This window comes from Aeromonas sp. 1805 (assembly GCF_013085525.1).
Lineage (GTDB): Bacteria > Pseudomonadota > Gammaproteobacteria > Enterobacterales > Aeromonadaceae > Aeromonas > Aeromonas hydrophila.
Genome location: NZ_CP038515.1, coordinates 2,874,069 through 2,900,604, shown reverse-complemented (window position 1 = coordinate 2,900,604; position 26,536 = coordinate 2,874,069). Strand labels below are relative to the sequence as shown.

At 64.9% G+C, this 26,536-nt stretch carries 25 protein-coding genes and 2 pseudogenes; 5 read left to right on the top strand and 22 right to left on the bottom strand.

Translation table 11 applies throughout. The features are described from left to right. Positions 1 to 160: 160 nt before the first annotated feature. Positions 161 to 376 (top strand): DUF1107 domain-containing protein, encoded by a 216-nt coding sequence (locus E5E96_RS13695; protein ID WP_016349931.1) that lies wholly within the window; start codon positions 161 to 163, stop codon positions 374 to 376. Between the two features lie 56 nt (positions 377 to 432). On the opposite strand, the gene E5E96_RS13690 is transcribed toward E5E96_RS13695, so the two are convergent. The 16 genes and pseudogenes from E5E96_RS13690 to E5E96_RS13615 all read right to left on the bottom strand — a co-directional run bounded on the left by E5E96_RS13690 (position 433) and on the right by E5E96_RS13615 (position 15,084). Beyond that, entirely contained in the window at positions 433 to 759 is a 327-nt protein-coding gene (locus E5E96_RS13690; RefSeq protein WP_029303666.1) for a DUF2845 domain-containing protein, read from the bottom strand. Beyond that, on the bottom strand, positions 744 to 1,757 hold the full coding sequence (locus tag E5E96_RS13685) for an ABC transporter permease (protein WP_171282389.1): 1,014 nt from the start codon (positions 1,755 to 1,757) through the stop codon (positions 744 to 746). Before E5E96_RS13685 ends, E5E96_RS13690 begins: the two co-directional genes overlap by 16 nt. 73 nt (positions 1,758 to 1,830) lie before the next feature. Continuing rightward, a complete protein-coding gene (locus tag E5E96_RS13680) occupies positions 1,831 to 2,712 on the bottom strand; it encodes an ABC transporter ATP-binding protein (protein WP_171282388.1) in 882 nt (293 codons plus the stop codon). Positions 2,713 to 2,841: 129 nt separating this feature from the next. After that, positions 2,842 to 3,453 (bottom strand): FKBP-type peptidyl-prolyl cis-trans isomerase, encoded by a 612-nt coding sequence (locus tag E5E96_RS13675; protein WP_005298548.1) that lies wholly within the window; start codon positions 3,451 to 3,453, stop codon positions 2,842 to 2,844. A 184-nt stretch (positions 3,454 to 3,637) separates the two neighbouring features. Continuing rightward, positions 3,638 to 3,751, bottom strand: a pseudogene (locus E5E96_RS13670) (copper homeostasis protein CutC); the annotation flags it as partial. 12 nt (positions 3,752 to 3,763) lie between these two features. Continuing rightward, positions 3,764 to 4,489, bottom strand: a complete 726-nt coding sequence (locus tag E5E96_RS13665; protein WP_171282387.1) for a copper homeostasis protein CutC — start codon at positions 4,487 to 4,489, stop codon at positions 3,764 to 3,766. A gap of 42 nt (positions 4,490 to 4,531) precedes the next feature. After that, positions 4,532 to 5,433: pseudogene (locus tag E5E96_RS13660) on the bottom strand (ROK family protein). 109 nt (positions 5,434 to 5,542) lie between these two features. Further along, on the bottom strand, positions 5,543 to 6,049 hold the full coding sequence (locus E5E96_RS13655; protein WP_011705172.1) for a GNAT family N-acetyltransferase: 507 nt from the start codon (positions 6,047 to 6,049) through the stop codon (positions 5,543 to 5,545). Next, the gene (locus E5E96_RS13650) at positions 6,037 to 6,843 is read right to left on the bottom strand and encodes a M48 family metallopeptidase (RefSeq protein ID WP_011705171.1); all 807 of its coding nucleotides are present in this window, start codon (positions 6,841 to 6,843) and stop codon (positions 6,037 to 6,039) included. Before E5E96_RS13650 ends, E5E96_RS13655 begins: the two co-directional genes overlap by 13 nt. Positions 6,844 to 7,006: 163 nt before the next feature. Continuing rightward, on the bottom strand, positions 7,007 to 7,981 hold the full coding sequence (locus E5E96_RS13645) for a PstS family phosphate ABC transporter substrate-binding protein (protein ID WP_011705170.1): 975 nt from the start codon (positions 7,979 to 7,981) through the stop codon (positions 7,007 to 7,009). 376 nt (positions 7,982 to 8,357) lie between these two features. Further along, entirely contained in the window at positions 8,358 to 9,653 is a 1,296-nt protein-coding gene (phoR, locus tag E5E96_RS13640) for a phosphate regulon sensor histidine kinase PhoR (protein ID WP_011705169.1), read from the bottom strand. A gap of 8 nt (positions 9,654 to 9,661) precedes the next feature. Next, positions 9,662 to 10,351, bottom strand: a complete 690-nt coding sequence (phoB, locus tag E5E96_RS13635) for a phosphate regulon transcriptional regulator PhoB (RefSeq protein WP_005298527.1) — start codon at positions 10,349 to 10,351, stop codon at positions 9,662 to 9,664. Positions 10,352 to 10,453: 102 nt separating this feature from the next. Continuing rightward, positions 10,454 to 10,864, bottom strand: a complete 411-nt coding sequence (locus E5E96_RS13630) for a VOC family protein (RefSeq protein ID WP_171282386.1) — start codon at positions 10,862 to 10,864, stop codon at positions 10,454 to 10,456. 127 nt (positions 10,865 to 10,991) lie between these two features. Further along, the gene (locus E5E96_RS13625; protein ID WP_171282385.1) at positions 10,992 to 12,146 is read right to left on the bottom strand and encodes a CaiB/BaiF CoA-transferase family protein; all 1,155 of its coding nucleotides are present in this window, start codon (positions 12,144 to 12,146) and stop codon (positions 10,992 to 10,994) included. Next, the gene (locus tag E5E96_RS13620) at positions 12,146 to 13,321 is read right to left on the bottom strand and encodes an acyl-CoA dehydrogenase (protein ID WP_171282384.1); all 1,176 of its coding nucleotides are present in this window, start codon (positions 13,319 to 13,321) and stop codon (positions 12,146 to 12,148) included. The genes E5E96_RS13625 and E5E96_RS13620 overlap by 1 nt, the downstream gene beginning before the upstream one ends. Positions 13,322 to 13,407: 86 nt before the next feature. After that, the gene (locus E5E96_RS13615; RefSeq protein WP_171282383.1) at positions 13,408 to 15,084 is read right to left on the bottom strand and encodes a sigma-54-dependent Fis family transcriptional regulator; all 1,677 of its coding nucleotides are present in this window, start codon (positions 15,082 to 15,084) and stop codon (positions 13,408 to 13,410) included. A 236-nt stretch (positions 15,085 to 15,320) separates the two neighbouring features. On the opposite strand from E5E96_RS13615, the gene E5E96_RS13610 reads away from it, so the two are divergent. Continuing rightward, a complete protein-coding gene (locus tag E5E96_RS13610; protein WP_171282382.1) occupies positions 15,321 to 16,838 on the top strand; it encodes an aldehyde dehydrogenase family protein in 1,518 nt (505 codons plus the stop codon). Positions 16,839 to 16,900: 62 nt separating this feature from the next. Here E5E96_RS13610 and E5E96_RS13605 read toward each other — a convergent pair whose 3' ends face one another. Then, entirely contained in the window at positions 16,901 to 17,707 is an 807-nt protein-coding gene (locus E5E96_RS13605; RefSeq protein WP_171282381.1) for a helix-turn-helix domain-containing protein, read from the bottom strand. A gap of 103 nt (positions 17,708 to 17,810) precedes the next feature. On the opposite strand from E5E96_RS13605, the gene E5E96_RS13600 reads away from it, so the two are divergent. Beyond that, positions 17,811 to 18,710: a DMT family transporter gene (locus tag E5E96_RS13600; protein ID WP_017408562.1), complete on the top strand. Its 900-nt coding sequence runs from the start codon at positions 17,811 to 17,813 to the stop codon at positions 18,708 to 18,710. Positions 18,711 to 18,795: 85 nt separating this feature from the next. Here the strand turns inward: E5E96_RS13600 and E5E96_RS13595 are convergent, their stop codons facing one another. From E5E96_RS13595 to E5E96_RS13575, 5 genes are all read right to left on the bottom strand, one after another. After that, a complete protein-coding gene (locus E5E96_RS13595; protein ID WP_011705161.1) occupies positions 18,796 to 19,488 on the bottom strand; it encodes a response regulator in 693 nt (230 codons plus the stop codon). A gap of 3 nt (positions 19,489 to 19,491) precedes the next feature. Next, entirely contained in the window at positions 19,492 to 21,060 is a 1,569-nt protein-coding gene (locus E5E96_RS13590; RefSeq protein WP_024944745.1) for a sensor histidine kinase, read from the bottom strand. A gap of 17 nt (positions 21,061 to 21,077) precedes the next feature. Continuing rightward, positions 21,078 to 22,628, bottom strand: a complete 1,551-nt coding sequence (locus E5E96_RS13585; protein WP_171282380.1) for an NAD-dependent malic enzyme — start codon at positions 22,626 to 22,628, stop codon at positions 21,078 to 21,080. An 11-nt stretch (positions 22,629 to 22,639) separates the two neighbouring features. Then, positions 22,640 to 23,947, bottom strand: coding sequence for a 2-hydroxycarboxylate transporter family protein (locus E5E96_RS13580; RefSeq protein WP_101614614.1), 1,308 nt, complete (start codon positions 23,945 to 23,947; stop codon positions 22,640 to 22,642). A 545-nt stretch (positions 23,948 to 24,492) separates the two neighbouring features. Next, a complete protein-coding gene (locus E5E96_RS13575) occupies positions 24,493 to 24,684 on the bottom strand; it encodes a hypothetical protein (protein ID WP_073349272.1) in 192 nt (63 codons plus the stop codon). A gap of 319 nt (positions 24,685 to 25,003) precedes the next feature. On the opposite strand from E5E96_RS13575, the gene slyA reads away from it, so the two are divergent. After that, positions 25,004 to 25,477: a transcriptional regulator SlyA gene (gene slyA, locus E5E96_RS13570; RefSeq protein ID WP_010634735.1), complete on the top strand. Its 474-nt coding sequence runs from the start codon at positions 25,004 to 25,006 to the stop codon at positions 25,475 to 25,477. A 1-nt stretch (position 25,478) separates the two neighbouring features. Further along, on the top strand, positions 25,479 to 26,534 hold the full coding sequence (locus E5E96_RS13565) for an HlyD family secretion protein (protein ID WP_171282379.1): 1,056 nt from the start codon (positions 25,479 to 25,481) through the stop codon (positions 26,532 to 26,534). The last annotated feature ends 2 nt before the right edge of the window (positions 26,535 to 26,536 follow it).

Here is a 26,536-nt window from a genome sequence, read left to right as displayed (position 1 = left end):
GTAACGGCTTGTCATGGCAGCCTTTTTTCACTCTCACTCCACATGGACGGCCAATGCGGACAGAGGACAAACCGGATTCATACAAACCTCCACAAACTGTCACATCCGTGTCACCTGGCAACGCCATAGTGTGCCCTGTCCACGCAACAGGTGTTTTGTGATGAAGGTGTTCAAGAACTTGTCTCCCCGCCAGATTGCCCGCTACATCAAGAGCTTCCATCACGGCAGCTTCATGGTGGAGGCCCACGGGCGGTTCGAGTTCAGCGGCGGCGAGATCAATCTGGAGAGCCTGACCTGCCGTCAGACCCTGAGTCTGGCCCGGCAGATCAATCTGGAGGTTCGCGGCCTGCGTCACACCACCCTGCTGTTGGGGTAACTTCCATAGTCCTTTCTGTTTTGTAGTCTGCGTTCATGCACGTCTTTGCCCGCCGGCTACTCGCCGCGCGGGCCGTTTTCGATGTCGGTGATCACCCCGTTGCGCACGGTGACGAAGCGCATGAACTCGTTCTTGCCGAAGTTGTAGGTCCAGCGCTCCCCATACTTCACCTGCATCAGGTTGCCGAATTGATTCTCCTCGTTGCGGGTCAGCTCCTCGCGCAGCATAGGTTCGCCGCACTTGAGCAGCATCTCGGCGGTGCTGTCCCCTTCGGTGATCAGCGCATTCTTGCAGCGCATGGCGCCGGCACTGGCCGGCAGACTCAACAGCAGGGCCAGCAGGGCCCCGCCAACCAGCGGTAGTGACTTCATCGGTGACTCCATTTGAACAGGGCACTGCCCAGGGTGATGCAGCAGAGCGTAAACAGCAGGACCCAGCCCAGTGGCGCCGCCACCTCGGCCCAGCCTGCCCCTTCCAGCATGACGGCACGGGCCGCCGCGATGATCTGGCTGAGCGGCAGCCAGGCCGCCAGCTGCTGCAGCCAGGCGGGGGCCCCTTCCAGCGAGAACCAGACGCCGGAGAGAAACATCATCGGCATGCTGATGACGTTGAGCAGCCCGCTCGCCAGCTCCTCGTTCTGGATGCGGGCCGCCACCAGCAGACCGAGGGACGCCATGGACGCCCCGCCCAGCAGGGCGATCAACAGCAGCAGCCAGCCCGAGCCCAGCAGCGGCACTCCAAGCAGGCCGTAGGCCACCAAAAATACCAGCAGGCTCACCACCAGGGTGATCAGGATGCGCGACAGCAGCTGGGCGCAGAGAAACTCGACAGCCGAAAGCGGGGTGGCTCGCAGCCGCTTGAGCACTCCGTTCTTGCGGTAACGAACGATGACGAAGCCCACTCCGAACAGGCCGGAGAACATCAGGTTCATGCCGATCACCCCGGGCAGCAGCCAGTCACCGTAGCGAATGGCACGCCCGCTCAGGGTCTCTCGCACCAGCCGCACCGACACGGCCTGGCGCAGCAGGTACTCGGCCATGGCTCCCTGAGGGGCGTCCGGGTTGATCCAGTAACGGCCCGTGCCGGGCGAGAGCAGCAGATCCAGCTGATGGTGGCGCACCTTGAGCCGGCCCTTCTCCTCCTCGTCATAGGGGATGATCTTGAGCAGCGGCACGGCGCGCAGCGGGGTATAAGCTGCGGGCAACTCCCCCACCACGCCCATCTGCACCAGCGGCTTGGGTGGGCCGGAGAAGATGAGGGTGAACCCCAGCACCAGCAGCAGCGGAAAGGCCAGGTTCCAGACAAGCGCGGCCCGATCCCGCACGAACTCCAGGTTGCGGGCATAGAAGAGCGCCCCGATGCGCTTGAGGGATCCCGTCATCTGGTGCTCCTTGGACTGGCAGGCTGGGGCGACATGCAGGCAGATACCGCTGCGGGGTACCACAGAACCGCCTTCATGCGCCGCTCCGCAGGCTATGACCGGTCAGATGGAGGAAGAGATCCTCCAGATTGGGGGAGCGCACCTGCATGCCGGTCAGCGGCACGCCCAAGCTCAGCAGCCGTGGCAGCAAGTCCGCCACGTCAGGACAGCTCAGCTCCACCTGCTCGCCCAGCGGGCGCAGGGGATAGCCGAGACTGGCGAGGGCCGGGTGAGCCGCAAGGCGCACCAGCACGCCGTCAAAATGCTGGGCCAGCAGGGCGACCGGGGTATCCAGGCTGAGCAGATGGCCGTGATCGACGATGGCAATCTGATCGCACAGCTGCTGGGCCTCGTCCATGTAGTGGGTGGTGAGCACCACCGTCTTGCCCTCCGCCTTGATCGCCTCGATGCGCAGCCAGAAGTGATGGCGGGCCTGGGGATCGAGCCCCGTGGTGGGCTCGTCCAGAAACAGCAGCTCGGGATCGCCGAGCAGGGCCAGCGCCAGCAGCAGCCGTTGCCGCTGACCGCCGGAGAGCTTGCGGCTGTCCCGATCGATGAATTCCCCCAAGGCACACAGCTCGATGAGCTGGGCCTGGGGCAAGGGGGCCGGGTAGAGGCAGGCAAACAACCGCAGGGTATCGCGCACCGTCAGGAAATCCTGCAGCGCCGTGTGCTGGAACTGGATGCCGATGCGGGAGCGGTAGTCGGGGCCACGCGGGGCACCGTGGAACAGGATCTGGCCGCTGTCCGGGGTGAGGATCCCCTCCAGCAGTTCGATGGTGGTGGTCTTGCCCGCCCCGTTCGGGCCGAGCAGGCCGAAACAGCTGCCGGCGGGAATGGCAAAGCTGAGCCCGTCCACCGCCTTGACGCCGGGGAAGTGCTTGACGAGATCGACGACTTCAATGATGGCAGCCATGGGCGCTCTCCCAGCAGGAGCCATGACTATATCCAAAAGCGCAGGCGCTGCCCATGCCCCGCCGTGCGCGGCGCAAAAAAACAGACGGCGACCCGAGGGTCGCCGTCCGTATCAATCAAGCCAGCCGGATCACAGGATGTCCAGCAGCTCCACTTCGAATACCAGGGCGGAGTACGGCGGGATGGAACCGGCACCGCGTGCGCCGTAGGCCAGATCCTGCGGAATGTAGAGCTTCCACTTGGAGCCAACCGGCATCAGTTGCAGCGCTTCTACCCAGCCAGCGATCACGCCAGTGACCGGGAATTCGGCCGGCTGGCCGCGGGCGACGGAGCTGTCGAACACGCCACCGTGGGTGAAGGTACCGTGGTAGTGCACGCGCACGGACTGACCGGCTACCGGTACGGCACCGTTGCCTTCCACCAGCACTTCGTACTGCAGACCGGACTCGGTGGTCTTCACTTCGGCGCGCTTGGCGTTGTCGGCCAGGAAGGCTTCGCCTTCGGCGGCGGCAGCCTTGGCAACGGCTTCCTGCTCTTCCTGCATACGGGCAGTGATGACCTGGAAGGCATCGTTGATATCGTCACGGCTGACCGCGAACTCCAGACCATTCAGGGCATCTGCCAGACCTTGCTGCAGGGCCGGGATATCCAGACCGGCGAAGGCTTGCTGCGCCAGTTGATCACCCATGTTGCGGCCGATGCCATAGCTGGCCTTCTGTTCGATAGAGTCGTATTGGGACATTGAGAAGTTGCTCCGGGTCCTGAGGGTAAAAGAGACGGGATAATATCAGACTTTTGCGCCGGGTGCTGCCGGCCTGGCGCCTGATTTCCCCCACCGTGGGAGAGAGTTCACACTAGCCGGCAGAAGGGCGCCGACACGCGGCGCCCTTCTGTTTCGTAGGATTATCTCCTTCGCTCAGCCGGTATCAGGCCCTGTCCAGCAGAGCCCGTACCGCCGCCACCTTGGCGCCGTCGGTAATATTGACCCGGCCATCGTCCGAGGTACCCATGTTGACGCCATGAAGAGACACCATGTCGCCGCACGGCCCGTATCAGGCCCTGTCCAGCAGAGCCCGTACCGCTGCCACCTTGGCGCCGTCGGTGATATTGACCCGGCCATCGTCCGAGGTGCCCATGTTGACGCCATGGGGCACCATGCCGCCGCGCCAGCCCATGCCGGACATGTGCACCTCGTTCACCCCGGTGAACTCCACTATGGTGCGCACGTTGTCGGCATTGACCCCGGCCCCCGGCATCAGACTGGCTCGCCCCGCCAGCGCCTGCTGCATCGCCTGCAGGGTTTCCAGCCCCGCCAGCGCGGTCGGCGCGTGGCCCGAGCTCAGAATGCGCTCGCAGCCGGCGGCGACTATGGTCTCCAAGTCGAGGCGCCAGTCGGAGGAGAGGTCGATGGCACGGTGGAAGGTAACGCCAAGAGGCCCTGCCGCCTCCACCAGCTGGGTGAGTTTGGTGGCAGGCACCCGTCCCTGCTCGTCCAGCAGACCGACCACTACCCCTTGCAGGCCGGCGGCGCGGGCCGCCGCGATATCCTGCAGCATCATCTCGAACTCCCCGTCGCCAAAGCAGAAGTCGCCGGCCCGGGGCCGGATCATGGCGTAGACGGGAACGGTGGCATGGCGCGCCGCCAGCTGCATGAAGCCATAGGAGGGAGTCAGGCCGCCCAGCCCCAGCGCAGAGCAGAGCTCGATGCGATTCGCGCCAGCCTCCTGGGCGGTAAACAGGGATTCCAGATTGTCGATACAGATTTCAAGAGAGGTCATGATGGACTCCTTTATTGGGGAGATCAGACCCCGGATCTGATCTCATAAATTGAGCAAGGCGGCCCCGCGCACCCCGCCGGCGCCGCCGAAGCGGGCCTCACGGATCTCGGGCAGGGCGACCCCGGGCAGCAGATGGCCAGGCAGGCGCAGCGGCAGCTGTTCGTAGAGCGCGGGCAGGCCGCTCAGGCCGCCCCCAGCACCACCACGTCGGGGTCGACCACCGAGATGGCGGTGGCAAGCCCAGCGGCCATGATTTCGAGCCAGCAGTCGACCGTGGCCACCGCATGGGGCTCGTGCGCCTCGAAGCGCCCCACTATCTGGTGGCCGCTGGCACGCTGACCGTGAAAGTGGTGGTAGAGCCGCTCCAGCCCGGTGCCGGAGGCATAGGTTTCAAAACAGACCAGACGGCCGCAGCCGCAACGGGGACGAGGCAGGTCGGGGTACTTCATCAACATGGTGGCCGGCAGCGGGTAGTGGCCTATCTCCCCCGCCAGCCAGTTGCGGCCCTGGATCAGCTTGCCCGCCAGATAGACGGCGCCACCGATGCCGGTGCCGATGGTGACGCCGAGGGCGCTGTCGGCCCCCGCCGCCGCCCCCTGATGTACCTCGGACCAGAGGAAACAGTTGGCATCGTTGTCCACCTTGACCGGGCGCTCCAGCAGTTCGGCCAGATCGGCGCCCAGGTGGCGGCCATTGATGGAGGGCAGATTGGCCGCCACTATGCTGTGGTCGTGCCGGTTGAGAATGCCGGGGAAGCCGATGCCCACCGCACCACGGGCGCCGAAACGGGCATCAGCCTGTTCGACCCGCGCGCGGATCAGCTGCTGCAGCCCTTCATAATCATTGCCAGGAGTGCTCATGCGCTCCTCGTGACAGAGATTCAAGGCGCCGTCATACACAGCGAACGCTATCTTGGTGCCACCAATATCAAAGCCGTAATACATGCCACACTCCCTTGTCGATGAGTAGCCTCACCTCAGCCTGTCCAGAGGGGGACATTGTATTAATTCGCAAAAAAAATAAAGTGACCGGAGGCGAAAAACGGGAGAGAGATCAAAGCAAACGAAACATTTGTCGCTGCAGGCAGGGCTGGCCGAGGCTCATCAGGGTGCGCTCCTGACCATCAAACATGAAGCCGCGGCGCAGGTAAAACCCCTCGCCGATGTGGTTGCCATCGAGCAGCCACAATCTGACGCCTTCACAGCCGGCGCGCCGCATCTGCATCGCCACCGCCTGCCACAGCCGCTTGCCATGGCCCTGACGCCAGTGGTCGGGATGCAGGTAAAAGGCGCGGATCCAGGCGGTGGGGTACTCCCCCGTCGTCTCCGGCTGCCAGTAGAGCAGGCCGATGACCACCTCGTCCTGGCACAGCAGCATGGGCCTTGGGCCCGTCTCCGCCAGCCGGCGCTGCCAGATCTGCAGATGCTCGGTCACCGCCAGCTGGGCCAGCATGTCGGCACCGAGCACGCCGCCGTATGCGGCGAGCCAGCTGGCCCGCTGCATCACCGTCATGGCGGCGGCGTCATCGGGCCGCGCCATGCGCAGGCTTATGCCTTGCATTGGGGTACCAGACCGGAGGCGCGGGCCTGCTCGTAGAGCGGCACGGCTTCAGCCTGCTGAGCCTGCAGCTCGGCGATCCGGTTCTCGTTGCTGGGGTGGGTGGAGAGCAGCTGGGGCGGCGCATTGCCGCCTGCGGCGGCACTCATGTTCTGCCACAGGGGAATGGCTTCGGCCGGATTGAAGCCAGCGCGGGCCATCAGGTCCAGACCCAGCCGGTCCGCCTCGCTCTCCTGCTCGCGGCCATAGGGCAGCATGACGCCGACCTCCACCCCGAGCCCCAGCGCCGCCATGGTGGCACCGCGGTATTCGCTGCTGCCCATGGCGATGTCGGCCGCCGCCAGGCCAAGGCCGGTCAGCTGGCTGCGAGAGAGCCGCTCGTTGGAGTGCTGGGCCAGCACGTGGGTCAGCTCGTGGCCGATGACGGTGGCGAGCTGATCCTGGTTCTTGGCCACCTTGAGCAGGCCGCTGTAGACCCCGATCTTGCCGCCAGGCAGGGCGAAGGCGTTGACCTGCTTGGAGTCAAACACCACCACTTCCCAGCTGGTGATGCCGTACTGGCTCGGCACCTGGGCGGTCACCGCCTTGGCGACGCAGGAGACATAGGCGTTCATCTTCGCATCCGTGCTCACCTTCTCCTGCTTCTTCATCTCTTCGAAGGAGTCGGCCCCCAGCTTGCTCATCTGCTGGGGCGAGAACAGCAGCATCTGGCTGCGGCCGGTGGGAGACTGGGCACAGCTGGCGAGCAGGGTGGAACAGAGTGCCGCCAGGCCAAGCTTGAACAGGGGAGATGTCATGGAGGTGTCCTTCACCATAAAGATGCCCTATTTTCGGAAATGCGGGCGTCCGGTGCAAGTCGACAAATCACCCGGTCTGGCGAAAGCGGTCACATACCGCCATCATGCGGCGGCCAAAAAACAAAACGGGCCCCGCAGGGCCCGTCTGGCAAAGGAAACCGGCTTACATGATGCCCAGTTTCTTCAGGTCGGCTTCGACCACCTTGGCCGGTACCGGTACGTAGCCATCTTTGGCAACGATGTTCTGGCCCGCCTTGGAGAGCACCATCTTCAGGAACTCTTGCTCCATCGGAGAGAGCGGCTTGTTCGGGTGCTTGTTCACGTAAACGTACAGGAAGCGCGACAGCGGATATTTGCCGGTGATGGCGTTGTCAGAGGTCGCCTCGATGAAGGTCTTGCCATCCTTGGAGAGCGGTACGGCGCGCACGCCGGAGGTGACGTAACCGATGCCGGAGTAGCCGATGCCGTTCAGGGAGGAGGAGACGGACTGCACCACGGAGGCAGAACCCGGCTGTTCGTTCACGCCGCTCTTGAAGTCACCGTTGCACAGGGCGTGTTCCTTGAAGTAACCGTAGGTACCGGACACCGAGTTGCGACCGAACAGTTGCAGATCCTTGGAAGACCAGTTGCCGTCCAGACCCAGATCAGCCCACTTGGTGGCCGCCTTGGCTTCACCGCACTTGAGGGTGCTGGAGAAGATGGCGTCCAGTTGCGGCATGGTCAGCCCCTTGATGGGGTTGTCCTTGTTGACGAACACCGCCAGGGCATCGACCGCGACGCGGATGGCGGTCGGCTTGTAGCCGTAGCGCTTCTCGAAGGCCTCTTCCTCGCCGGATTTCATGGCGCGGCTCATGGGACCGAACTGGGCAACGCCTTCGGTCAGTGCGGTCGGCGCGGTGGAAGAACCGGCGGCCTGGATCTGCACGTTGACGTTGGGGTACATGCGCTTAAATTCTTCGGCCCACAGGGTCATCATGTTGGCCAGGGTGTCCGAGCCGACAGAGGACAGGTTGCCCGAGATGCCGCTGGTCGGAGTGTAATCCGGCAGGTTTTTATCCACACCGGCAGCCAGGGTGCTGACGGAAAACAGGGTAGCTGCGGTGAATCCGATTACACCAGCCAGTTTGTTGAGTTTCATCCAATCTCTCCAAGGTTGCAGAACGCAGTCCATCAAAACACGGGTTAACTTGGCTCACCGCCGGCCACGCCGGACGATTCGCTGAGTGTCATTTCTTGCCCTCTTCCCCCAGTCCTGTGGTGGCAGAAGGCAAGCGTCAATCTGAGGCCGAAAGTGGTCACATCCCGAGCACTGCGATCGGCTGGTCGCGTTTCGTACTCTCCCTGCCCCAAACCGGCGACAGGTCCGTTCTCAAGACGGCGCCAGTATCTGACCTGGCAGTGACAAATTTATGGATTTAATGTGACACTTTAATGACATGGCGGGCTTGTTTAACAAATGAAAAAAGGGCCGCCATCGCCGCCCTCTTTTGATGCCAACCCCTTGCCGGCAAAGACTATTTCACCACCACCATGCGGCCGGGGATGAGAAAGCTGAAACGGCTGCCGAGGCCGACCCGGCTCTCGATGTCGAGCTGGCAGTCGTGGTGACTCAGAGCATGCTTGACGATGGCAAGCCCCAGCCCCGAGCCTCCGGTGTGGCGGGAGCGGGCCTTGTCGACCCGATAGAAGCGCTCGGTGAGCCGCGCCAGGTGCTCGGGCGGGATCCCCTCCCCCTCGTCCTGCACCGCAAACAGCGCCATCGCCCCCTGCTTGCGCCACTCCACCGTGATCTTGCGCCCCGCCGGGGTGTAGTGGATGGCGTTGTAGACCAGGTTGGAGACGGCGCTGCGCAGTTGATCCTGATCGCCACGCACCAACAGATTGGGCTGCACCATGAACTCGATCTGGTGGGCCCGCTCGCCGGAGAGCGCCCGCGCCTCCTGCTCCAGCAACCCCAGCATGGCGGGCATGTCCACCAGATGGGAGAGATCCACGGTCGGCGCCGCCTCGATGCGCGACAGGGTGAGCAGCTGATTGACCAGATTGTCCATCCGGATGGTCTGCTCCATCATCACCTTGTGCGCCTTGGCCCACATGGCGGGCGGCGGCGGCTCCTCGGTCATCTCCAGATAGCCCTTGAGCACGGTGAGCGGGGTGCGCAGCTCGTGAGAGACGTTGGAGACGAAGTGCTTGCGGGTTTTCTCCAGGCTGCGCAGCCGGGTCACGTCCCGCACCACCAGCATGGCCTGATCCTCGGCGTAGGGCATGATCCGAAACTCGAGAAACTTCTCCTCGTTGATGGGCGAGGTCATCTCGAACGGTTCGTCATACTGCCCCTTGCCGAGGTAGGCACCGAAGGCGGGATTGCGAATGAGGTTGCCGATGTGCTGACCGGCGTCTTCCGGCCAGCGAAAACCGAGCAGCTGCTCGGCCAGCCGGTTGCACCAGAGGATGCTGCCGTCGGTGCGAAACACCACGGCCGCGTCGGGCAGTGCCTCCGCCCCTTCCCGAAAGCGGCGGATCAGCCCCGCCAGCTCGCGGCGGCGGGCCCGGTGGCGCTGCTGCAACTTGTAGATGCCGTTGAAGATGTACTCCCAGCTGCCGCTGCCGTTGGGGGGCACCAGGCTGCGATCGTGCCACAGCCAGTCAGACAGCCGCTTCTGGAAGCGATAGTGCCAGCCCAGGTGCAGCACGGTGGCTGCCAGCAGGCAGAGGGCGAGGGTATTCGTCAACCAGCCGACCAAGGCGAAGGGCGCATAGAAGAACGCCATTCGCCACAACTGGCGCCGCCAGGCATAAGGTTGCAACATAACTTCCTCTACAGACGGGTTGAGAAGCGATAGCCTGCGCCGCGCACCGTCTGGATCAAGCGATCGTGCCCCGTCTCTTCAATGGCCTTGCGCAGGCGACGGATGTGCACATCCACGGTTCTGTCCTCGACGTACACATTGGTACCCCAGACATTATTGAGCAGCTGCTCGCGGCTGTAGACCCGCTCCGGGTGGGTCATGAAGAAGTGCAGCAGCTTGAATTCGGTCGGCCCCATGTCGAGCGCCTTCTCCTCGGCGCTGACCCGGTGAGAGACGGGGTCCAGCTTGAGCCCCTGCACCTCGATCACCTCGTCCACCGAGGTGGGAGAGACGCGGCGCATCACTGCATGCAGGCGAGCGGTGAGCTCCTTGGGCGAGAACGGCTTGGTGATGTAGTCATCGGCCCCCGCTTCCAGCCCGCGCACCTTGTCCTCTTCCTCGCCGCGGGCGGTCAGCATCACCACCGGGATCTGGCGGGTCACCTCATCCTGCTTGAGCTGCTTGATGAACTGGATGCCGCTGCCGCCCGGCATCATCCAGTCCAGTACGATGAGTTCGGGGTAGGGTTCGCGCACCTTCGCCAATCCGTCGGCAAAATCTTCAGCTTCTACTGTTTCATATCCCTTCTGCTCGAGCACGAAGCAGAGCATTTCGCGGATCGGTGCTTCGTCCTCGACCACCAGAATTCGCTTAGCCATATCCCTTCTCTCTCCTCTGTGAAGATGGGTGCGCCAATTATTAGAACTTTCTGTGACACTTTTATGACTTTATGACAGGCGGGATGATAAACGTTTTCAGATTCAGTTGGCAGCAGCGAGTTGCAGCAGATCCCAGCGGTTGCCACTGATGTCCTCGAACACCACTACTGTGCCGTAAGCCTCGAGACGCGGCTGTTCACAAAAGTGGACACCGTACGCCTGCATGCGCTGGTAATCACCCCAGAAGTCATCGGTTTCGAGGAACAGGAAGACCCGACCGCCCCCCTGCTGACCGATGGCGGCCCGCTGCTCCGGGGTCGCGGCCCGCGCCAGCAACAGGGCGGAACCCGGGGCCCCCTTGGGGGCAACCCGCACCCAGCGCTTGCCCGGTTTGCCCGGCTCGTCGAGGGGCGTGTCTTCCAGCAGCTCGAACCCCAGTCCCTGGGTAAAGAAGGTAATGGCCTGGTCGTAATCGGCCACCAGCAGGGCCAGGGCGCCAATGTGTTGTGCCATGGGAAGTTCCTCAACAGATGAATGGACGGGGCGCATCATAACGGGGTAAGACCCCGGGCTCCAGCGCCGGGGCAGATGAGAGGACAAAAGGGTAGAAGGTGGGAGCATCCCGCCTAAAGCAACCGGTTCAGCCCTGCCCGAGCCAGTCGCGCAGCACGCTATCCCGGTCCCCGTCCAGCGCCGGCGAGGCGCGCCCGTAGCGCACCGGGGTGGCCGACAAATGCAGCGGATTGGCCAGGGTGGGCAAGGGCTGCTCGCCGCGCTGCACCTGCTGCACCCAGCCGCGCACCGCCCCCTGTTCGAGGGCAAACAGGGCATCCAGGGTGAGGATGGGGCCGCCCGGCACCCCGGCCGCCTCCAGCATGGCACTCCACTCGGTGCTGCTGCGCGCCAGCAGCCGCTCGGCAATCAGGGCATTGAGCCGGTGGCGCTGGCGCACCCGGGCGCTGTTGCTGGCAAAGTCCGGGTCCTGCGCCCAGCCGGGTTCCCCCAGCAGGGCCGCCAGCGCGGCAAACTGGCCGTCGTTGCCCACCGCGAGGATCAGATGGCCATCCCGGGTGGGATAGACGTCGTAGGGGACGATATTGGGGTGGCCGTTGCCAAGGCGTCCGGGCGCCTGACCGGTGGCGAGATAGTTCATCGCCTGGTTGGCCAGCACCGCCACCGACACGTCGAGCAGGGCCAGATCGATCTGCTGCCCCTCTCCGGTCTGCTCCCGGTGGCGCAGGGCCGCCTGGATGCCGATGGTGGCGTAGAGGCCGGTGAGGATGTCGACAAGCGCCACCCCCACCTTGACCGGCCCGCCGCCGGGGGCCTCGTCCGGCTGGCCGGTGATGCTCATCAAGCCGCCCAGCCCCTGGATCAGCAGATCGTAACCGGGTCGCTGGGCCCAGGGACCGTCCTGGCCAAAACCGGTGATGGAGCAGTAGATAAGCTCTGGGTGGCGGGCCTTGAGGCTCGGGTAATCCAGGCCGTAGCGCGCCAGCCCCCCTACCTTGAAGTTCTCGATCACCACGTCGGCCCGGTCCACCAGGGCCAGCAGGGTCTCGCGATCGCGGGCCAGATCGAGGGCGATGGAGCGCTTGCCCCGGTTGGCGGCATGAAAGTAGGCCGCCTCCCCCGCCACCAGCTCGGGCGGGCCCCAGTGGCGGGTGTCGTCACCGCGCCCGGGGGCCTCCACCTTGACCACGTCGGCGCCGAGATCGGCAAGCAGCTGGCTGGCCCAGGGGCCGGCCAGCACGCGACTGAGATCCAGCACGCGCACACCGGCAAGGGGCCCCATCACTCAAACGCCTGCAGATCGGTCTGGGCCCGCCCCAGGATCAGGGCGTGGATGTCGTGGGTTCCCTCGTAGGTGTTGACCGCCTCCAGGTTCATCACATGGCGAATGACGTGAAACTCGTCGCTGATGCCGTTGCCACCGTGCATGTCGCGGGCGACGCGGGCTATCTCCAGCGCCTTGCCGCAGCTGTTGCGCTTGATGAGCGACACCAGCTCCACCGGGCAGCGCCCCTCGTCCATCAGGCGCCCGGCCTGCAGACAGCCCTGCAGGCCGAGGGCAATCTCGGTCTGCATGTTGGCCAGCTTGAGCTGAAACAGCTGGGTGGCGGCCAGCGGGCGGCCGAACTGCTGGCGATCCAGCCCGTACTGGCGGGCGGCATGCCAGCAGAACTCGGCGGCGCCGAGCGCCCCCCAGGCGATGCCGTAGCGCGCCTTGTTGAGGCAGCCAAACGGCCCCTTGAGGCCGCTCACCCCCGCCAGTCGGTTCGCTTGTGGCACGAAGACCCGCTCCATCACGATCTCGCCGGTGATGGAGGCGCGCAGAGAGAACTTGCCCTCGATCTTGGGGGCAGAGAGCCCGGCCATCCCCTTCTCCAGCACGAAGCCGGTGATCTCGCCATCCAGCTTGGCCCACACCACGAACAGATCGGCGATGGGGGAGTTGGTGATCCACATCTTGTTGCCGGTCAGCAGGTAGCCACCGTCGACCCGCTCGGCGCGGCTCTTCATGGAACCCGGGTCGGAACCCGCGTCCGGCTCGGTGAGGCCGAAGCAGCCCACCAGCTCGCCCCGGGCCAGCCCCGGCAACCAGCGCTGGCGCTGGGCCTCGTCGCCATAGGCGTGGATCGGGTGCATCACCAGGGACGACTGCACGCTCATGGCCGAGCGGTAGCCGCTGTCGACCCGCTCCACCTCCCGGGCGATGAGACCGTAGGCCACGTGATTGACCCCGGCGCAGCCGTACTGCTCCGGCAGGGTGGCGCCGAGCAGCCCCAGCTCCCCCAGCTCGTTCATGATGGTGCGGTCAAACTGCTCGCGGCGGTTGGCCTCCAGCACCCTGGGCATCAGCCGCGCCTGACAGTAGTCGCGGGCGGCGTCGCGAATGAGCCGCTCCTCTTCGCTGAGCTGGCTGTCGAGAAAGAAGGGGTCTTGCCAATCAAATCGGGTACGCGTCATAAAGCACTCCATGCCATGCAAAAGAATCATCAAAGGGTCTCTTGTGGACCCATCTTAACCACGAAAAAGCTCGGGTAACAAACACCTCAGCCTGCCTCCCGCAGCGCCCGATAGAGGGTGGTGCGGCTGATGCCGAGCCGGCGTGCCGCCTCGCTCACGTTGCCATCGCACTCTGTCAGGGTCTGCTGCACCCGTTGCCGGTTCTGCTCGCGCAATGTGCTGCCCGCCAGCGCCGTGTTGGCGACCGGCGCCACCGCCACGGTCGGCAGATGCAGGTGGGCAGGCTCAATCCAGCCCAGCCCCTCCGCCAGCACGCAGGCCACCTCCAGCGCCTGCTTGAGCTGGCGCACGTTGCCGGGCAGCGGGTGGGCCAGCAGTTGGCGCTCGGCCTCATCGGTCAGGCGCAGGGCAGGATCCATCTCGGCCAGCAGCCGCCGGACCAGCGCCTGCCGCTCGCGGGGCGGCCAGTCGCGCAGCGGCGCCAGCTGCTGGCGCCAGCCGCAGATGCGGTAGTAGAGATCCTCACGAAAGGTGCCGGCCGCCACCATGGCCGCCAGATCCCGATGGCTGGCGCTGACCAGCCAGAAATCCACCGCCTCAGGTCTGTGGCTGCCAACCGGGGTGACGGCGCGCTCCTGCAACACCCGCAGCAAGCGGGTCTGGGCCAGCAGCGGCAGCTCGCCGATCTCGTCCAGCATCAGGATGCCGCCGTGGGCGGCGCGCAGATACCCCTGGCTGCCCTGGCTGCGGGCACCGCTGAAGGCCCCGCCGACATAGCCAAACAGCTCGGCCTCTACCAACTCCGCCGGCAGGGCACCGCAGTTGACGCACACCAGCGGTTGCGCCCGCCGGCTCGACTGCCCGTGCAGTTCGCGCACCAGGTGCTCCTTGCCGCTGCCGGTCTCCCCCTCGATGAGCAGCGAGATGCCGCGCTCCAGCATCTTGAGCGGCACCTGCCGGCCGTGCGAGCCGCCGGCATCGGCCGGCAGGCCGGGCAGGGTCGCCACGGGACTTGCCTCCGGCACCAGCCGCAAGCCACGCCGATCCCGCAGCAGCTGCTTGCCGTCGAAGGGGTGCTGGCCAAGCCAGAGCCGACCGGCCCGGTTGGCCCCGAGCAGCTCGCCCTCCTCCCCCAGCAGCAGACGGGCGGACCAGAGACTCTGGGGCTCGAGATCCACCAGCCAGCCCGGCTGGCGCGCCAGCAGCGCGTTTTCCAGGGTCATGGCCAACAGCCGCACCGTGCCCAGCATGTCGCCGTCGTGATGGGCCGCGTCTGTGGAGATGTCGAGCACCCCGAGCAGTTGCCCGTCTGGCCCGAGCAGCGGGCAGGCGCTGCAGCTGAGAAAGCTGTGCTGGGCGAAGAAGTGCTGATTGCCGAGTACCTGCACCTCGCTCTGTTCGGCCAGCGCAGTGCCGATGGCGTTGGTGCCCTTGCTCGCCTCCCCCCAGCGGGCGCCGCTGCGCAAAAAAATGCGCTCGGCGTGGCGGGCGAAGCCGTCGTCACCGCTGGCGGCCAGGATGGCACCCTCGCCATCGCACAGCAGCAACCGACAGGGGCGCCCTGCCAGTAGCTGGCCAAACAGCGGCAACACGAAGCGCTGGAAGCTGGCGATCAGCACCCTGTGCTGCTCCTGACGGGCCGACAGCTCCCCCTGGGGCAGCAAGTCCAGCTCGGCGCTCTGCCGGCGGCTCAGCCCCTGATGCAGGCAGCGCTGCCAGGAGCGCTCGATCGGGCTGGCACTGGATTGAGATAATTCGCTCATCACGCCTCCTGTTCACAAACGGCACGACTGTCACGGCCACTGTCCAGAATCGGCACAGTTTCCTCACCTTCGCCCTGGTCATTGGTTAACCAAGATACGCTGCCACATCCCGTTTGATAACGTTTTTGTAACTTTTCCTGTGCTGGTCAGACCCTCTGGCACGCCCCTTGCGATACACAGCAGCAACCGGGTTGCCCGCCAGCCCGGTCAGGACCACACACATAAAGGATGATGAGATGATTTATACCGCTCCCGGTCAGGCAGGTGCCCTGGTCAGCTTCAAGTCCCGTTACGACAACTTCATCGGTGGTGAGTGGGTGGCGCCGCGCGCCGGCCGCTACTTTGAAAACATCTCGCCGGTGGACGGCAAGGTGTTCTGCGAAGTGGCCCGCTCCGACGCCGCCGACATCGAGCTGGCGCTGGACGCCGCCCACAAGGCGTTCGCCAGCTGGAGCAAGACCAGCGTCACCGAGCGCAGCAACCTGCTGCTGCGCATCGCCGATCGCATCGAACAGAACATCGAGGTGCTCGCCATCGCCGAGACCTGGGAGAACGGCAAGGCGGTGCGCGAGACCTTGGCCGCCGACCTGCCACTGGTGGTGGATCACTTCCGCTACTTCGCCGGCTGCATCCGCGCCCAGGAGGGTTCGGCCGCCGAGCTGGATCAGAACACCGTCAGCTACCACTTCAAGGAGCCCATCGGGGTGGTCGGCCAGATCATTCCGTGGAACTTCCCGCTGCTGATGGCGGCCTGGAAGCTGGCCCCGGTGCTGGCGGCCGGCTGCTGCAGCGTGCTCAAACCCGCCGAGCAGACCCCGGTCACCATCATGCTGATGATGGATCTCATCAAGGACATCCTGCCTGCCGGGGTGGTCAACGTGGTCAACGGCTTTGGCGCCGAGGCGGGCCAGGCGCTCGCCACCAGCAACCGGATCCAGAAGCTCGCCTTCACCGGCTCCACCGAGGTGGGCGCCCATATCCTGCGCTGCGCCGCCGACAAGCTGATCCCCTCCACCGTGGAGCTGGGTGGCAAGTCCCCCAACATCTATTTCGCCGACGTGATGCAGCACGAGAGCAGCTACATCGACAAGGCGGTGGAAGGGATGCTGATGACCTTCTTCAACCAGGGCGAGGTGTGTACCTGCCCCTCCCGCGCCCTGGTGCAGGCCAGCATCTATGACGACTTCATGGACAAGGTGCTGGCCCGCGCCCGCACCATCGTCCAGGGCAACCCCCTCGACACCGCCACCCAGGTCGGTGCCCAGGCGTCGCGCGAGCAGTTCGACAAGATCCTGAGCTACATGGAGATAGGTCGCGGCGAAGGGGCCAAGATGTTGATCGGCGGCGGCCCGGCCAGGGTGAGCGGGCTGGAGGGGGGCTTCTACATCCAGCCCACCATCTTCCACGGCCAGAACAAGATGCGGGTGTTCCAGGAGGAGATCTTCGGGCCGGCGCTCGGGGTCACCACCTTCAAGGACGAGGCGGAGGCGCTGGCGATTGCCAACGACACCCAGTACGGGCTGGGGGCGGGCCTGTGGACCCGCGACAGCAACCTGGCCTGGCGCATGGGACGCGGCATCCAGGCCGGCCGGGTCTGGGTCAACTGCTACCACGCCTACCCGGCGCACGCGGCCTTTGGCGGCTACAAGAAGTCAGGGATCGGCCGCGAGACCCACAAGATGATGCTGGACCACTACCAGAACACCAAGAACCTGCTGGTGAGCCACGACATCAATCCCCTCGGCTTCTTCTAGGCCCCTCTCATGATCAACAAGGGCGCCTGCGGGCGCCCTTTTCATTGCCAGAACCGTCGCAGCTAGAGCACCGCCTGCCCGGCGCCGATCCCCAGCTGCTGGCGATAGCGCTGGGGCGAGCAGCCCAGCTCCCGGTTGAACATGGCGATAAAGGCCGAGGTGGAGCCGTAACCGAGCCGCCAGCCAATCTCCTGCACCGGCAGTTCGCCCTTGAGCCAGGCCAGCGCCTTGAGCAGCTTGAGCCGGGCCCGCCACTGGCCGAAGTTCATCCCCAGTTCCCGCACGCAGCGCCTGGCCAGGGTGCGCTCGGTGGTGTGCAGCTGCTCGGCCCACTGGGCCAGGGTGCGCGGGTCGGCAGGGTCGCTGTGCAGTGCCGCCAGCATGGGGGCCAGCAGCTTGTCCTGGCTCATGGGCAGGTAGCTGTCCTGGCAGCGGGTGCGGGTCAGCTTCTCCACCAGCAGCTCGGCCTGGCGTACGTCCCACTCATCCGCCATGTGGCCCAGCTTGCGATCGCAAAAATCCGCCAGGATGGCGCGGATCAGCGGGGTCATCTGCAGCAGCCTGGGCTCGGCAGGCAGCCGCGCCGCCAGAGCGTGATTGACGTAGATGGAGGTGTAGTCGAGGGCCTGCTGGTTGTAAGAGGCGTGCTCCAGATCCGCCGGCACCCAGATGAGGTAGTCGGCCGGCGCCACCAGCCGGTGATCGTCCAGCACTATCTCCATCACCCCCAGGCTGATGAGGCTGAGCTGGCCCCAGGGGTGGCTGTGGGGGGCACATGCGCTCTCGGCCTGGATCTGCTGGTAGCGTAAGTAGAGCGGATTGGGCTCTGGCAGATGCAGGTCCGTCGGATGGTAGTGACGTATGGCCATGGCGGGCGGATTGTCCTTTGCGCGGGATGATTTGTCAGTTTTACGTTACTTGATATCAGAAAGACAAGGGTAGACTGGTCACCTCGATAATAAGGAGTCTTTGATGCGTATCTTCTACCCGCTGATGTTTCCGCTGCTCGCCGTGCTGATCTGGGCCACCAATACCGTGGTGTCCAAGGCCGCCGCCGATGTGCTGGATCCCGCGGCCATCTCCTTCTACCGCTGGGTGATCGCCGCTCTGGCACTGACCCCCTTCTGCCTGCCGCAGCTGTGGCGCCGCCGTGGCGAGATACGCCCCTGGCTCGGCAAGCTGCTGGTGCTGGCGGCCCTTGGCATGGTGCTCTACCAGTGCCTCGCCTACTACGCCGCCCACACCACCTCGGCCACCAACATGGGGGTCATCGGCTCCCTTATCCCGCTGCTGACCCTGCTGCAGAGCGCGCTCTTCTTCGGCCAGCGGCCGGGCAAACAGGCGCTGCTCGGCATGAGTATCTCCCTGTTCGGGGTGTTCTGGCTGCTGAGCCTGGGTCAGCCGCTGGCGCTGCTGCACGACGGCATCAATCAGGGCGACGGCCTGATGCTGCTCGGCTCCGCCAGCTACGCCCTCTATGGCCTGTTGATCCGCCGCTGGCAGCTGCCGTTCGGCCCCTGGCTCAACCTCTACCTGCAGATCCTGCTGGCGGTCTTGCTGCTGGTCCCGGTGGCCCTCTGCGCCGAGTCGCTGGCGGTGCCGGCCGAAGGCTGGGGACTGGTGCTGTTTGCCGGCATCGCCTCCTCCCTCTTCGCCGCCTACTGCTGGATGCGCGGCCTTGCCTGCATGGGGGCAGAGCGCACCTCGGTGTTCATGAACCTGATGCCGCTGTGCACGGCGCTGATCGCCGTCATCAGCCTGGGGGAGCCGATACACGGCTACCACCTGCTGGGGGGCGGTCTCATCCTGGCGGGGGTCATGCTCTCCCAGTTCAAACCGAAGGCCCGCCCGGCCCTGCTGGAAGAGGCCTGAGCGGCCTTTTTACACCAACGACAGACACAAAAAAGGGAGCTCAGGCTCCCTTTTTGTTGGTATGCATCCGCATGCGGCAAGCGGCTCAGCTGCCCCGCCGCCAGTGGTAGCGGCGCTCGGGCCGGCCGCGCTGACCGTAGTTGAGATCCACGTCCACCCGGTCCTCCGACTCCAGATACTCCAGATAGCGGCGCGCCGTGGTGCGACTGAGGGACAAGCGCAGCGCCACCGTGTCGGTAGAGAAGGCGCTGTCCGGCTCGCCCGCCAGCAGCTCCAGCACCTGGCGCAGGGTGATGGCGTCGATCCCCTTGGGGGTGTCGCGCACCTCGCGCCCCTGGGGCCTCACCTTGCCCATCAAGCGGTCCAGGTCGCTCTGCTCGAGGGAGCCGCGCTCGCAGATGCGCCGGTGCAGGGTGAGGATCTCGTCCAGGCTCTGCTGGATGCGAAACAGCCGCAGCGGTTTGATGATGTAATCCTGTACCCCCTGATTGAGGGCCTGCTGGATGGTCTCCACGTCGCAGGAGGCGGTCACCATGATGACGTAGGCTTCGCGGTTGTGGCTGCGCAGCCGGTTCACCCACTCCAGGCCTGAGCCATCGGGCAGGGAGATGTCCACCAGCAGCAGTTGTGGCTGGGCCGCGCGCATCATGAGATCGGCCTGGGTCAGGCTCTCGGCCCGACCCAGCAGGGAAAATCCGGGGGTGGAGGAGACCAGCTCGGCCAGAATGGATCCTATCCGTTCGTCATCCTCGATCACCAGAGTGAAAATGGGCTCCATAGATCACACCAATTGGTTTTTATTCAAGTAGATACCGAACAGCGTCGTCTGTTCGGCGGTGCGGCGCCATTCTATCACACCCCCTCGCCTGGCCACCGTCTCCTTGACCAGGAACAGGCCGACACCGTGATCGCCGGTCTGGCGGCTGATGCCGTAATCAAACAGATGATCCGCCAGCGCCTCGTCCACCCCCTCGCCGCTGTCCTCCACCTCTATCACCAGCCGGCGTCCGAAGTCGTTGAGGGAGATCAGCACCCGTGGCGGACACTGCTTGCGCCGGGCCCAGGCGGCGCGGATGCCGTTGTCCAGCAGGTTGCCGATGAGGGTGATGAGATCCGCCGACACCGCCGCCGGGTACTCGCCCAGCGCCGAATCGGGATCCAGCACCAGCTCCACCCCAAGCTCGCGGGCCCGGCTGAACTTGCCGAGGATGAGCCCGGCCACCGGCTTGTCCTCGATGGCCCGCAGCAGATCGTGCAGCATGGTCTGACACGCCTCGCTCTCCTGCTGGATGAGCTCCACCGCCTGCTCCACGTGGCCCAGCTGCAGCAGACCGGAGAGGCTGCTGAGCTTGTTGGCGAACTCGTGGGTCTGCATCCGCAGCATCTCGGCATACTGGCGCAGGTGAGTCACCTGCATGCCGAGACTGCCGGTCACCTCGGGGCGGCTGAAGATCAGCAGCCGACCGGGGATCTTGCCCTCCACCGCCTGCCAGCGCCCGATGAACGACTCGCCGTGCACGGTGAAGCCGAGCTCGGTCTCGAGCTGGGTCAGGGCGGGGGCGAGCGGCGGCGACAGCTCAGCCAGCGGCTGGCCGAGCAGGGAGTGGCGGCCGGTGCCAGGCAGGCGCAGCTGGTAAAAGGCGGCGCTGTTGAGCATGCGGATGTGGCCGTGACTGTCGAGGGCGATCACCCCCTCCGAGATATGCTCCAGCACCAGCTCCTGCAGCACGAAGCGGTTGACGATGGTCTCCGGCTCCAGATCCAGCAGGGTGCGCCGCAGCCGATGCTGGATCCAGAGCGCCAGCAGCAGGCCGCAGCCCAGCACGGCGCCGATGGCGCTGATGAGCAGGGCGATCCGATCCAGATAGATGCCCTCCACCGTCTGCATCAGATAGCCCACCACCACGGCGCCGATGGCGCGTCCGTCCGCCCCGATCACCGGGGCGAAGCAGCGAATGGCCGGCCCCAGGGTACCCACATCCTTGGAGCAGTAACTGCTGCGCTCGTTGAGGGAGGGCCAGATATCCTCGCCGCGAAACAGGCCGCCCACCAGCTCCGGGGAGGGGTGGCTCAGCCGGCGGGCGTGCTCGTCGGTCACTACCATGTAGGCGGCATCGGTGCGGCTGCAGATCCCCTGCACATAGTCGCGCAGACCCGGATCGCTGCCCCACTCCAGTGCCTGCACTACCCGCTGGTCCGCCGCCAGCACCCGTGCCAGATCGCCCCCCTTCTCCTCCAGATTCACTTCCAGCAGGTGGCGGATAAAAAGCGCCAGCAGGCTGCCCAGGATGACGATCAGGAGCAGTGACAGGCCCAGGGAGAGGGTGACCAGTTGGTGACGCAGTTTCATCTATTAGCCTTGCAACATCAGGACGCGGACCAATAGTGCGGGCGCCACCAGGTCTGGTCAATCAAAGGTGCGGGATCGCCGGCAAAATCCGCCAGCCCCTCGGCACGGGCACACAGTGCCACCGCCCTCGCCACGGCGCGGGCCACCTCCCCCACCTGTTCGATGGGAGGCAGCAGCCGCCCTTCGGCCAGCGGATAGGCACCCACCGCCTGCACCGCCGCCCGCAACATGCCGTCGCTGATGCGCCGCGCCTTGACCGCGCAGGCACCGAGGCCGATGCCCGGGAACACATAGACGTTGTTGCACTGGGAGACCACTCGCGCCTCCCCGTCCACCGTCACCGGCGGGAAGGGGCTGCCGGTGGCGAGCAGAGCGCGCCCGCCGGTCGCCTGCCACACTTGGGCCGGGGTCGCCTCGGCGCTGCGGGTGGGGTTGGAGAGCGGCAGGATCACCGGTCGCTCGCACACCTCTCCCATGGCCGTCAGCACCGCCTCGTCAAACAGGCCGCCCTGACCGCTCACCCCGATCAACACCCCGGGGCGCAGCCGCTCGATGAGCGCGGCCAAGGAGTTGCACGCCTCCGCCGCCGGACGGGCGAACGGCTGCTGGGCCGGGGTGAGCCCGGCGCGGTCCAGGCAGACCAGGCCATCCTGATCAAACAGCTGCACCCGCTCCGTGCTGCCCGCCAGCTGGGCCAGCATGGCGGCGATGCCGCAGCCGGCCGAGCCTGCCCCGACGATCAGCACCGGGGTCTCGGCAAGCACACTGCCCGCCTGCTGCAGGCCCGCCAGCACGCAGGCCGATGCCACCGCCGCCGTGCCCTGGATGTCGTCGTTGAACATGCAGAGCTCATCGCGGTAGCGAGCCAGCAGATTGGCGGCATGCTTGCCGGCAAAGTCTTCAAACTGCAGCACCACCTGGGGCCAGCGTTTGCGAATGGCGGCCACCACCTTGTCCATGAACTGGTAGTAAGGCTCGCCATCCACCCGCGGCGCCTGCCAGCCGAGGTAGGAGTCATCTTCCAGCAGCTCGGGGTTGTTGGTGCCCACATCGACGCATAGCGGCAGGGTGCGCGCCGGGTTGATGCCGCCAGCGGCGGAGTAGAGCGCCAGCTTGCCGATGCAGATCCCCATGCCGCCGATGCCGAGATCGCCGAGCCCCAGCACCCGCTCGCCATCGGAGATGACGATGACGTCCACCTCCTGCTCCACCGCCGCGAAGATGTCGTCCAGCTCGTCCCGATCGTGCCAGGAGAGATAGAGGCCGTGGCTGCGCAGATAAAGGTCGCTGTGGCGCTGGCACGCCTCCCCCACCACCGGGGTGTAGATGATGGGCAACAGCTCGGGCAGATGGTGGCGCACCAGCTCGTAGAACAGCACCGGGTTGTCCTCCTGCAGCTGGCGCAGCAGCAGGTGCTGATCAAACGGACTCTGCATGGCCGAAACCAGCCGGTAGATGCGGCGCCGCTGCTGGGCCAGCGACTCCTCTTTGTGGGGCATGCGCCCCATCAGTCCCTGTCGCTTGCGTTCGGCATAGGGCAGGCTGGTACCCATCATGATGTCGTTCATTGGTCTGTTCCTTATGCCAGCAGCGAAATGAGCAGGGTGGCCAGGATCAGCATGACGGCGCCCCCGAGACGGGAAGAGATCTGGGCAAACGGCATCAGGGTCATGCGCTGGGCCGCCGAGAGCACGGCCACGTCGCCGGTGCCCCCCATGTTGGCCATGCACAGGCCGCCGGTGATGGCCGCCTCGATGGGGTAAAAACCGATCATTCGGCCCACCAGCGCCGCCCCCAGGGCACCGCCGACCACGGTCACCAGCACCAGTACGAAGTAGCTGACCGAGAAGGCGCTGATGAGCTCGGGGATGCTGGTGTAGGCGACACCGATCCCCACCAGCAGGGAGGGAGTCAGGTTGCTGACCACGAACTGGTACCAGTCGGCCGCCGCCTGCTCGTAGCGACGGGGCAGCAGGCCGCTCACCTTGATGACGGCCACCGCCAGGATCATCAGGGCGAAGGGGTGCATGGGGATGAAGTTGCCGAGCAATGAGCCCAGCACGAACATGCTGGAGCTGATGAAGAGCCCGAGACCCAGGCTCTCCAGCGTCGGCGCCTGCACCTTCTCTTCGGCCACGCCAGCGGCACTCTCCTTTATCATCAGCTTGCCGTTGCCGGTCAGGGAGGGGTAGCGGCGACCGAGGCGGGCCAGCAAGGTCCCCACCAGGATGGCCAGGGTGTTGGCGATCACCACCGCCGGCACCATGCGCGAGAGCAGATCGGCGCTCGACATCTGCAGCGGCCCGGAGAGGATCTCCACCAGCGGCACGGCGCCAGCCCCCATGCCGCCACCCATGATGGGCAGACCGATCAGCAGCACCGCATTCTTGAAGCCGTACCCCATCAGGGCGCCCACCAGACCTACGCTGAGCAGCGCCAGCGCGACGCCTCCCAGGATCACCGGCAGGTAGCGCATGGCGGCGTTTTTCAGCAGGGCGCCGCTCATGCCGAACACCGAGCCGGTCACCAGACTGGCGATGAAGAAGTTGAGAAAGCCCCCCTCCTTCATGAAACCGATGATCACCTGGCCCGCCTCGACGGGCAGGATCCGGTATTCAAACAGGGCGGCGCCGCCGAAGATGGCGAGTATGGTGCCGCCACCTAGGTATTCGCGGATGGGAGTGATGCGCTCCCCCAGTTCGGTCAGCAGGGTGCCGAGCACGAACATCAAGGCCAGCGCACCGACCATGCCGAGTGGCAAAGAGCCGTTCCAGCCCGAGAAGAGTACGCAGGTGGCAAGCCCGAGGAAGATCATCATGGGCATGCCGGCAATCTGTCGGTCGCCAAACAGCGCGATCCGGGTTGGTGGGGTAGAGAGGTTTTTCATTGTTATGCTCCAGCGTGTGGTGTGGCGCCACTCTAGCCATCTCTCTCCCCCCTGTCGGTTAGCCTCTCTGCAAAGGCATATAAAAACATTAAATTCTTAAACGTTATGGCTGGCAGAGGATGCCGCCAGGCCTGTTATTGGCATTATTAAGACGCACTATTGTGCCGTGCCAATCAAACCGGTGGGCACTCATCTCTCAATGCCATCAGGCTCTTGATGGGGCCATTATCAAATAACGATTAAATAATGGGCGGCATGCTTCTCAATAATGGGAAACCATGCTTGCCCCGCTCCATGCTATTTCGACTGATCACCGGCAAGGATTGAGTAGTGATCTCAAGATCGGCAAATGCCAATCGGATAAACCGCCGCAGACCGGAAGAGACAACTGGAAGATTGCGGGCGTGCGATCACGCCGAGGCCCGCAAAGAGGATCTGCCCATGGCAGGCCGTGCCTGCCTCAGGGGAGCGTTTGAGCCGATACAAGCGGGCCCTGCAACAGACCGTCAGATGATGATGACGGCCTCATGACACCAACCGAAAAACTATTCGGCTAATAACAGTGGAATATTGGCAGGGTCAAATTCATGACAGGTTTCGGTACTTTCCAGGCTGAGCCCATAATGGCCATCGGCAACATATTCCACCTCCACCAACAGGCTCTCGATGGAGAAATGGGGGTCACCCGATTCATATCGTTCCACAGCTATCGTCTCCCTGTTTAGCTGACCCATCAATATTAGTGGATAAAAAACAGCCTGCCGAATGCAGATAATATTTTTCTGCTGCCAACATTATCGGCCATGGCTATTCCCAGGCTATTTTCAGCATGGATTGGTGACATGATTTGGTTATTTCGCCGGCCCATGGCGGGAATGATTCACCCAAATAGGCTCGCGGCAGACACCGGTGGCTGCCGGCGAGGTGCTCAAGCCCAGCAAGCAAGCTCCACAAGAAACCTACCTCCAATTTTCATAAACAAGATCGCGATCACACTATTTACTTAGCCTGCTAAACAACTACAATGCTTAGCAAGCTAAGTAAATGGAGAGCCTCATGATGAAGGATCTGGAAATGTTGCGCGAGCTGTCCCTCGCCGAACGGGTCGGCCGGCTGCATCGGCTGTGGCGCACCGTGGCCGATCTCGAACTGGCCCCCCTCGGCCTCACCCACCCCCGCTGGACAGCGCTGTGGAAGCTGAGCCGGCTCGGTGGCCACCTCAGCCAGAAGACCCTGGCCGAAGCGCTGGAGATCGAACTGCCCTCCCTGATGCGCACCCTGGGCCAGCTGGAAGAGCAGGGGCTGGTGGAGCGCCACTGCTGCAGTCAGGACAAGCGGGCCCGCATCGTCACCCTGACCCCGGCCGGCAAGGCGCTGCTCGACCAGATTGAAGATCGCATCATGGAGATACGCCGGGAGCTGCTCGCCGGCATCAGCCAGCGGGAGCTGGAACAGTTTGAAGATATCGTGCACCGCATCTGCGCCAATGCCCTCGGCAAGATAGGTGCACAGAGTGAAGAGAGAGAGTGAAATGACCCCGGATCAACAATTCAAGCGCTGGATAAAATGGGCTATGGGCGCCTTCGTACTGGTCTTTGCCTACTTCCTGCTGGCCGACCTCAAGATGCCGCTCACCCCGCAAGCCATGGCGACCCGCATCGTGACCAAGATGGCGCCCCAGGTCAGCGGCAAGGTGGTCGAGGTGGCCGTCGGCAACAACCAGCACGTCAAGCAGGGCGACCTTCTGTTTGTACTCGATCCCGCCCCCTTTGAACTGGCGGTGGAGCAGGCCCGCCTCGCCCTGGCCCAGGCCGAGCAGCAGAATCGCCAGCTCGATGCCACCCTCAATGCCGCCAGCGCCGACTTCAGTTCGCTGCAGACCCAGGCCGCCCTCAAATTGCGGGAAGCTGAACGCATCGACGCCCTCTATCGCCGCCACATGGTCTCCGAGCAGCAGAAGGATGATGCCGACAGCGCGTTTCGCACCGCCCAGGCCAACCTGCTGGCCAGCAAGGCCCGCATGACCCAGGCCAGGGTCAACCGTGGTCTGCCCGGCGATGACAACCTGCTGCTGCGCCAGGCCCGCAACCGTCTCGCCCAGGCCGAGCTCAACCTCGCCTACAGCCGGGTTCACGCCAGCCAGGACGGCATCATCACCAACCTGCAGCTCAAGCCGGGCAGCTTCGCCGCGGCGGGCGCACCGCTGCTGGCGCTGGTCTCCGAGCAGGTGGACGTGATCGCCGATTTTCGCGAGAAGAGCCTGCGCCACGTCAATCAGGACAGCCAGGCACTGGTCGCCTTCGATGGCGAGCCGGGTCGCCTCTATCCGGCCCGGGTCACCAGCCTGGATGCCGGGGTCAGCGCCGGCCAGTTCGATGCCAACGGCCTCCTGGCCAGCCCTACCGAGTCGGATCGCTGGGTGCGCGATGCCCAGCGTCTGCGTCTGCACCTGGCGCTGGAACAGCTGCCCGCCCATCTGCCGGCCGGTGCCCGTGCCACCGTGCAGCTGCTGCCCGACAACGCCCTGACCGGACTGCTGGCCCGCACCCAGATCCGCCTGCTCAGCCTGCTGCACTACATCTACTGAGG

Bases quoted from the DNA above. Each gene is read 5' to 3' on its own strand.
- E5E96_RS13695 (WP_016349931.1), top strand. From the start codon at position 161: ATGAAGGTGTTCAAGAACTTGTCTCCCCGCCAGATTGCCCGCTACATC.
- E5E96_RS13690 (WP_029303666.1), bottom strand. From the start codon at position 759: ATGGAGTCACCGATGAAGTCACTACCGCTGGTTGGCGGGGCCCTGCTG.
- E5E96_RS13685 (WP_171282389.1), bottom strand. From the start codon at position 1,757: ATGACGGGATCCCTCAAGCGCATCGGGGCGCTCTTCTATGCCCGCAAC.
- E5E96_RS13680 (WP_171282388.1), bottom strand. From the start codon at position 2,712: ATGGCTGCCATCATTGAAGTCGTCGATCTCGTCAAGCACTTCCCCGGC.
- E5E96_RS13675 (WP_005298548.1), bottom strand. From the start codon at position 3,453: ATGTCCCAATACGACTCTATCGAACAGAAGGCCAGCTATGGCATCGGC.
- E5E96_RS13665 (WP_171282387.1), bottom strand. From the start codon at position 4,489: ATGACCTCTCTTGAAATCTGTATCGACAATCTGGAATCCCTGTTTACC.
- E5E96_RS13655 (WP_011705172.1), bottom strand. From the start codon at position 6,049: ATGCAAGGCATAAGCCTGCGCATGGCGCGGCCCGATGACGCCGCCGCC.
- E5E96_RS13650 (WP_011705171.1), bottom strand. From the start codon at position 6,843: ATGACATCTCCCCTGTTCAAGCTTGGCCTGGCGGCACTCTGTTCCACC.
- E5E96_RS13645 (WP_011705170.1), bottom strand. From the start codon at position 7,981: ATGAAACTCAACAAACTGGCTGGTGTAATCGGATTCACCGCAGCTACC.
- phoR (WP_011705169.1), bottom strand. From the start codon at position 9,653: ATGTTGCAACCTTATGCCTGGCGGCGCCAGTTGTGGCGAATGGCGTTC.
- phoB (WP_005298527.1), bottom strand. From the start codon at position 10,351: ATGGCTAAGCGAATTCTGGTGGTCGAGGACGAAGCACCGATCCGCGAA.
- E5E96_RS13630 (WP_171282386.1), bottom strand. From the start codon at position 10,864: ATGGCACAACACATTGGCGCCCTGGCCCTGCTGGTGGCCGATTACGAC.
- E5E96_RS13625 (WP_171282385.1), bottom strand. From the start codon at position 12,146: ATGGGGCCCCTTGCCGGTGTGCGCGTGCTGGATCTCAGTCGCGTGCTG.
- E5E96_RS13620 (WP_171282384.1), bottom strand. From the start codon at position 13,321: ATGACGCGTACCCGATTTGATTGGCAAGACCCCTTCTTTCTCGACAGC.
- E5E96_RS13615 (WP_171282383.1), bottom strand. From the start codon at position 15,084: ATGAGCGAATTATCTCAATCCAGTGCCAGCCCGATCGAGCGCTCCTGG.
- E5E96_RS13610 (WP_171282382.1), top strand. From the start codon at position 15,321: ATGATTTATACCGCTCCCGGTCAGGCAGGTGCCCTGGTCAGCTTCAAG.
- E5E96_RS13605 (WP_171282381.1), bottom strand. From the start codon at position 17,707: ATGGCCATACGTCACTACCATCCGACGGACCTGCATCTGCCAGAGCCC.
- E5E96_RS13600 (WP_017408562.1), top strand. From the start codon at position 17,811: ATGCGTATCTTCTACCCGCTGATGTTTCCGCTGCTCGCCGTGCTGATC.
- E5E96_RS13595 (WP_011705161.1), bottom strand. From the start codon at position 19,488: ATGGAGCCCATTTTCACTCTGGTGATCGAGGATGACGAACGGATAGGA.
- E5E96_RS13590 (WP_024944745.1), bottom strand. From the start codon at position 21,060: ATGAAACTGCGTCACCAACTGGTCACCCTCTCCCTGGGCCTGTCACTG.
- E5E96_RS13585 (WP_171282380.1), bottom strand. From the start codon at position 22,628: ATGAACGACATCATGATGGGTACCAGCCTGCCCTATGCCGAACGCAAG.
- E5E96_RS13580 (WP_101614614.1), bottom strand. From the start codon at position 23,947: ATGAAAAACCTCTCTACCCCACCAACCCGGATCGCGCTGTTTGGCGAC.
- slyA (WP_010634735.1), top strand. From the start codon at position 25,004: ATGATGAAGGATCTGGAAATGTTGCGCGAGCTGTCCCTCGCCGAACGG.
- E5E96_RS13565 (WP_171282379.1), top strand. From the start codon at position 25,479: ATGACCCCGGATCAACAATTCAAGCGCTGGATAAAATGGGCTATGGGC.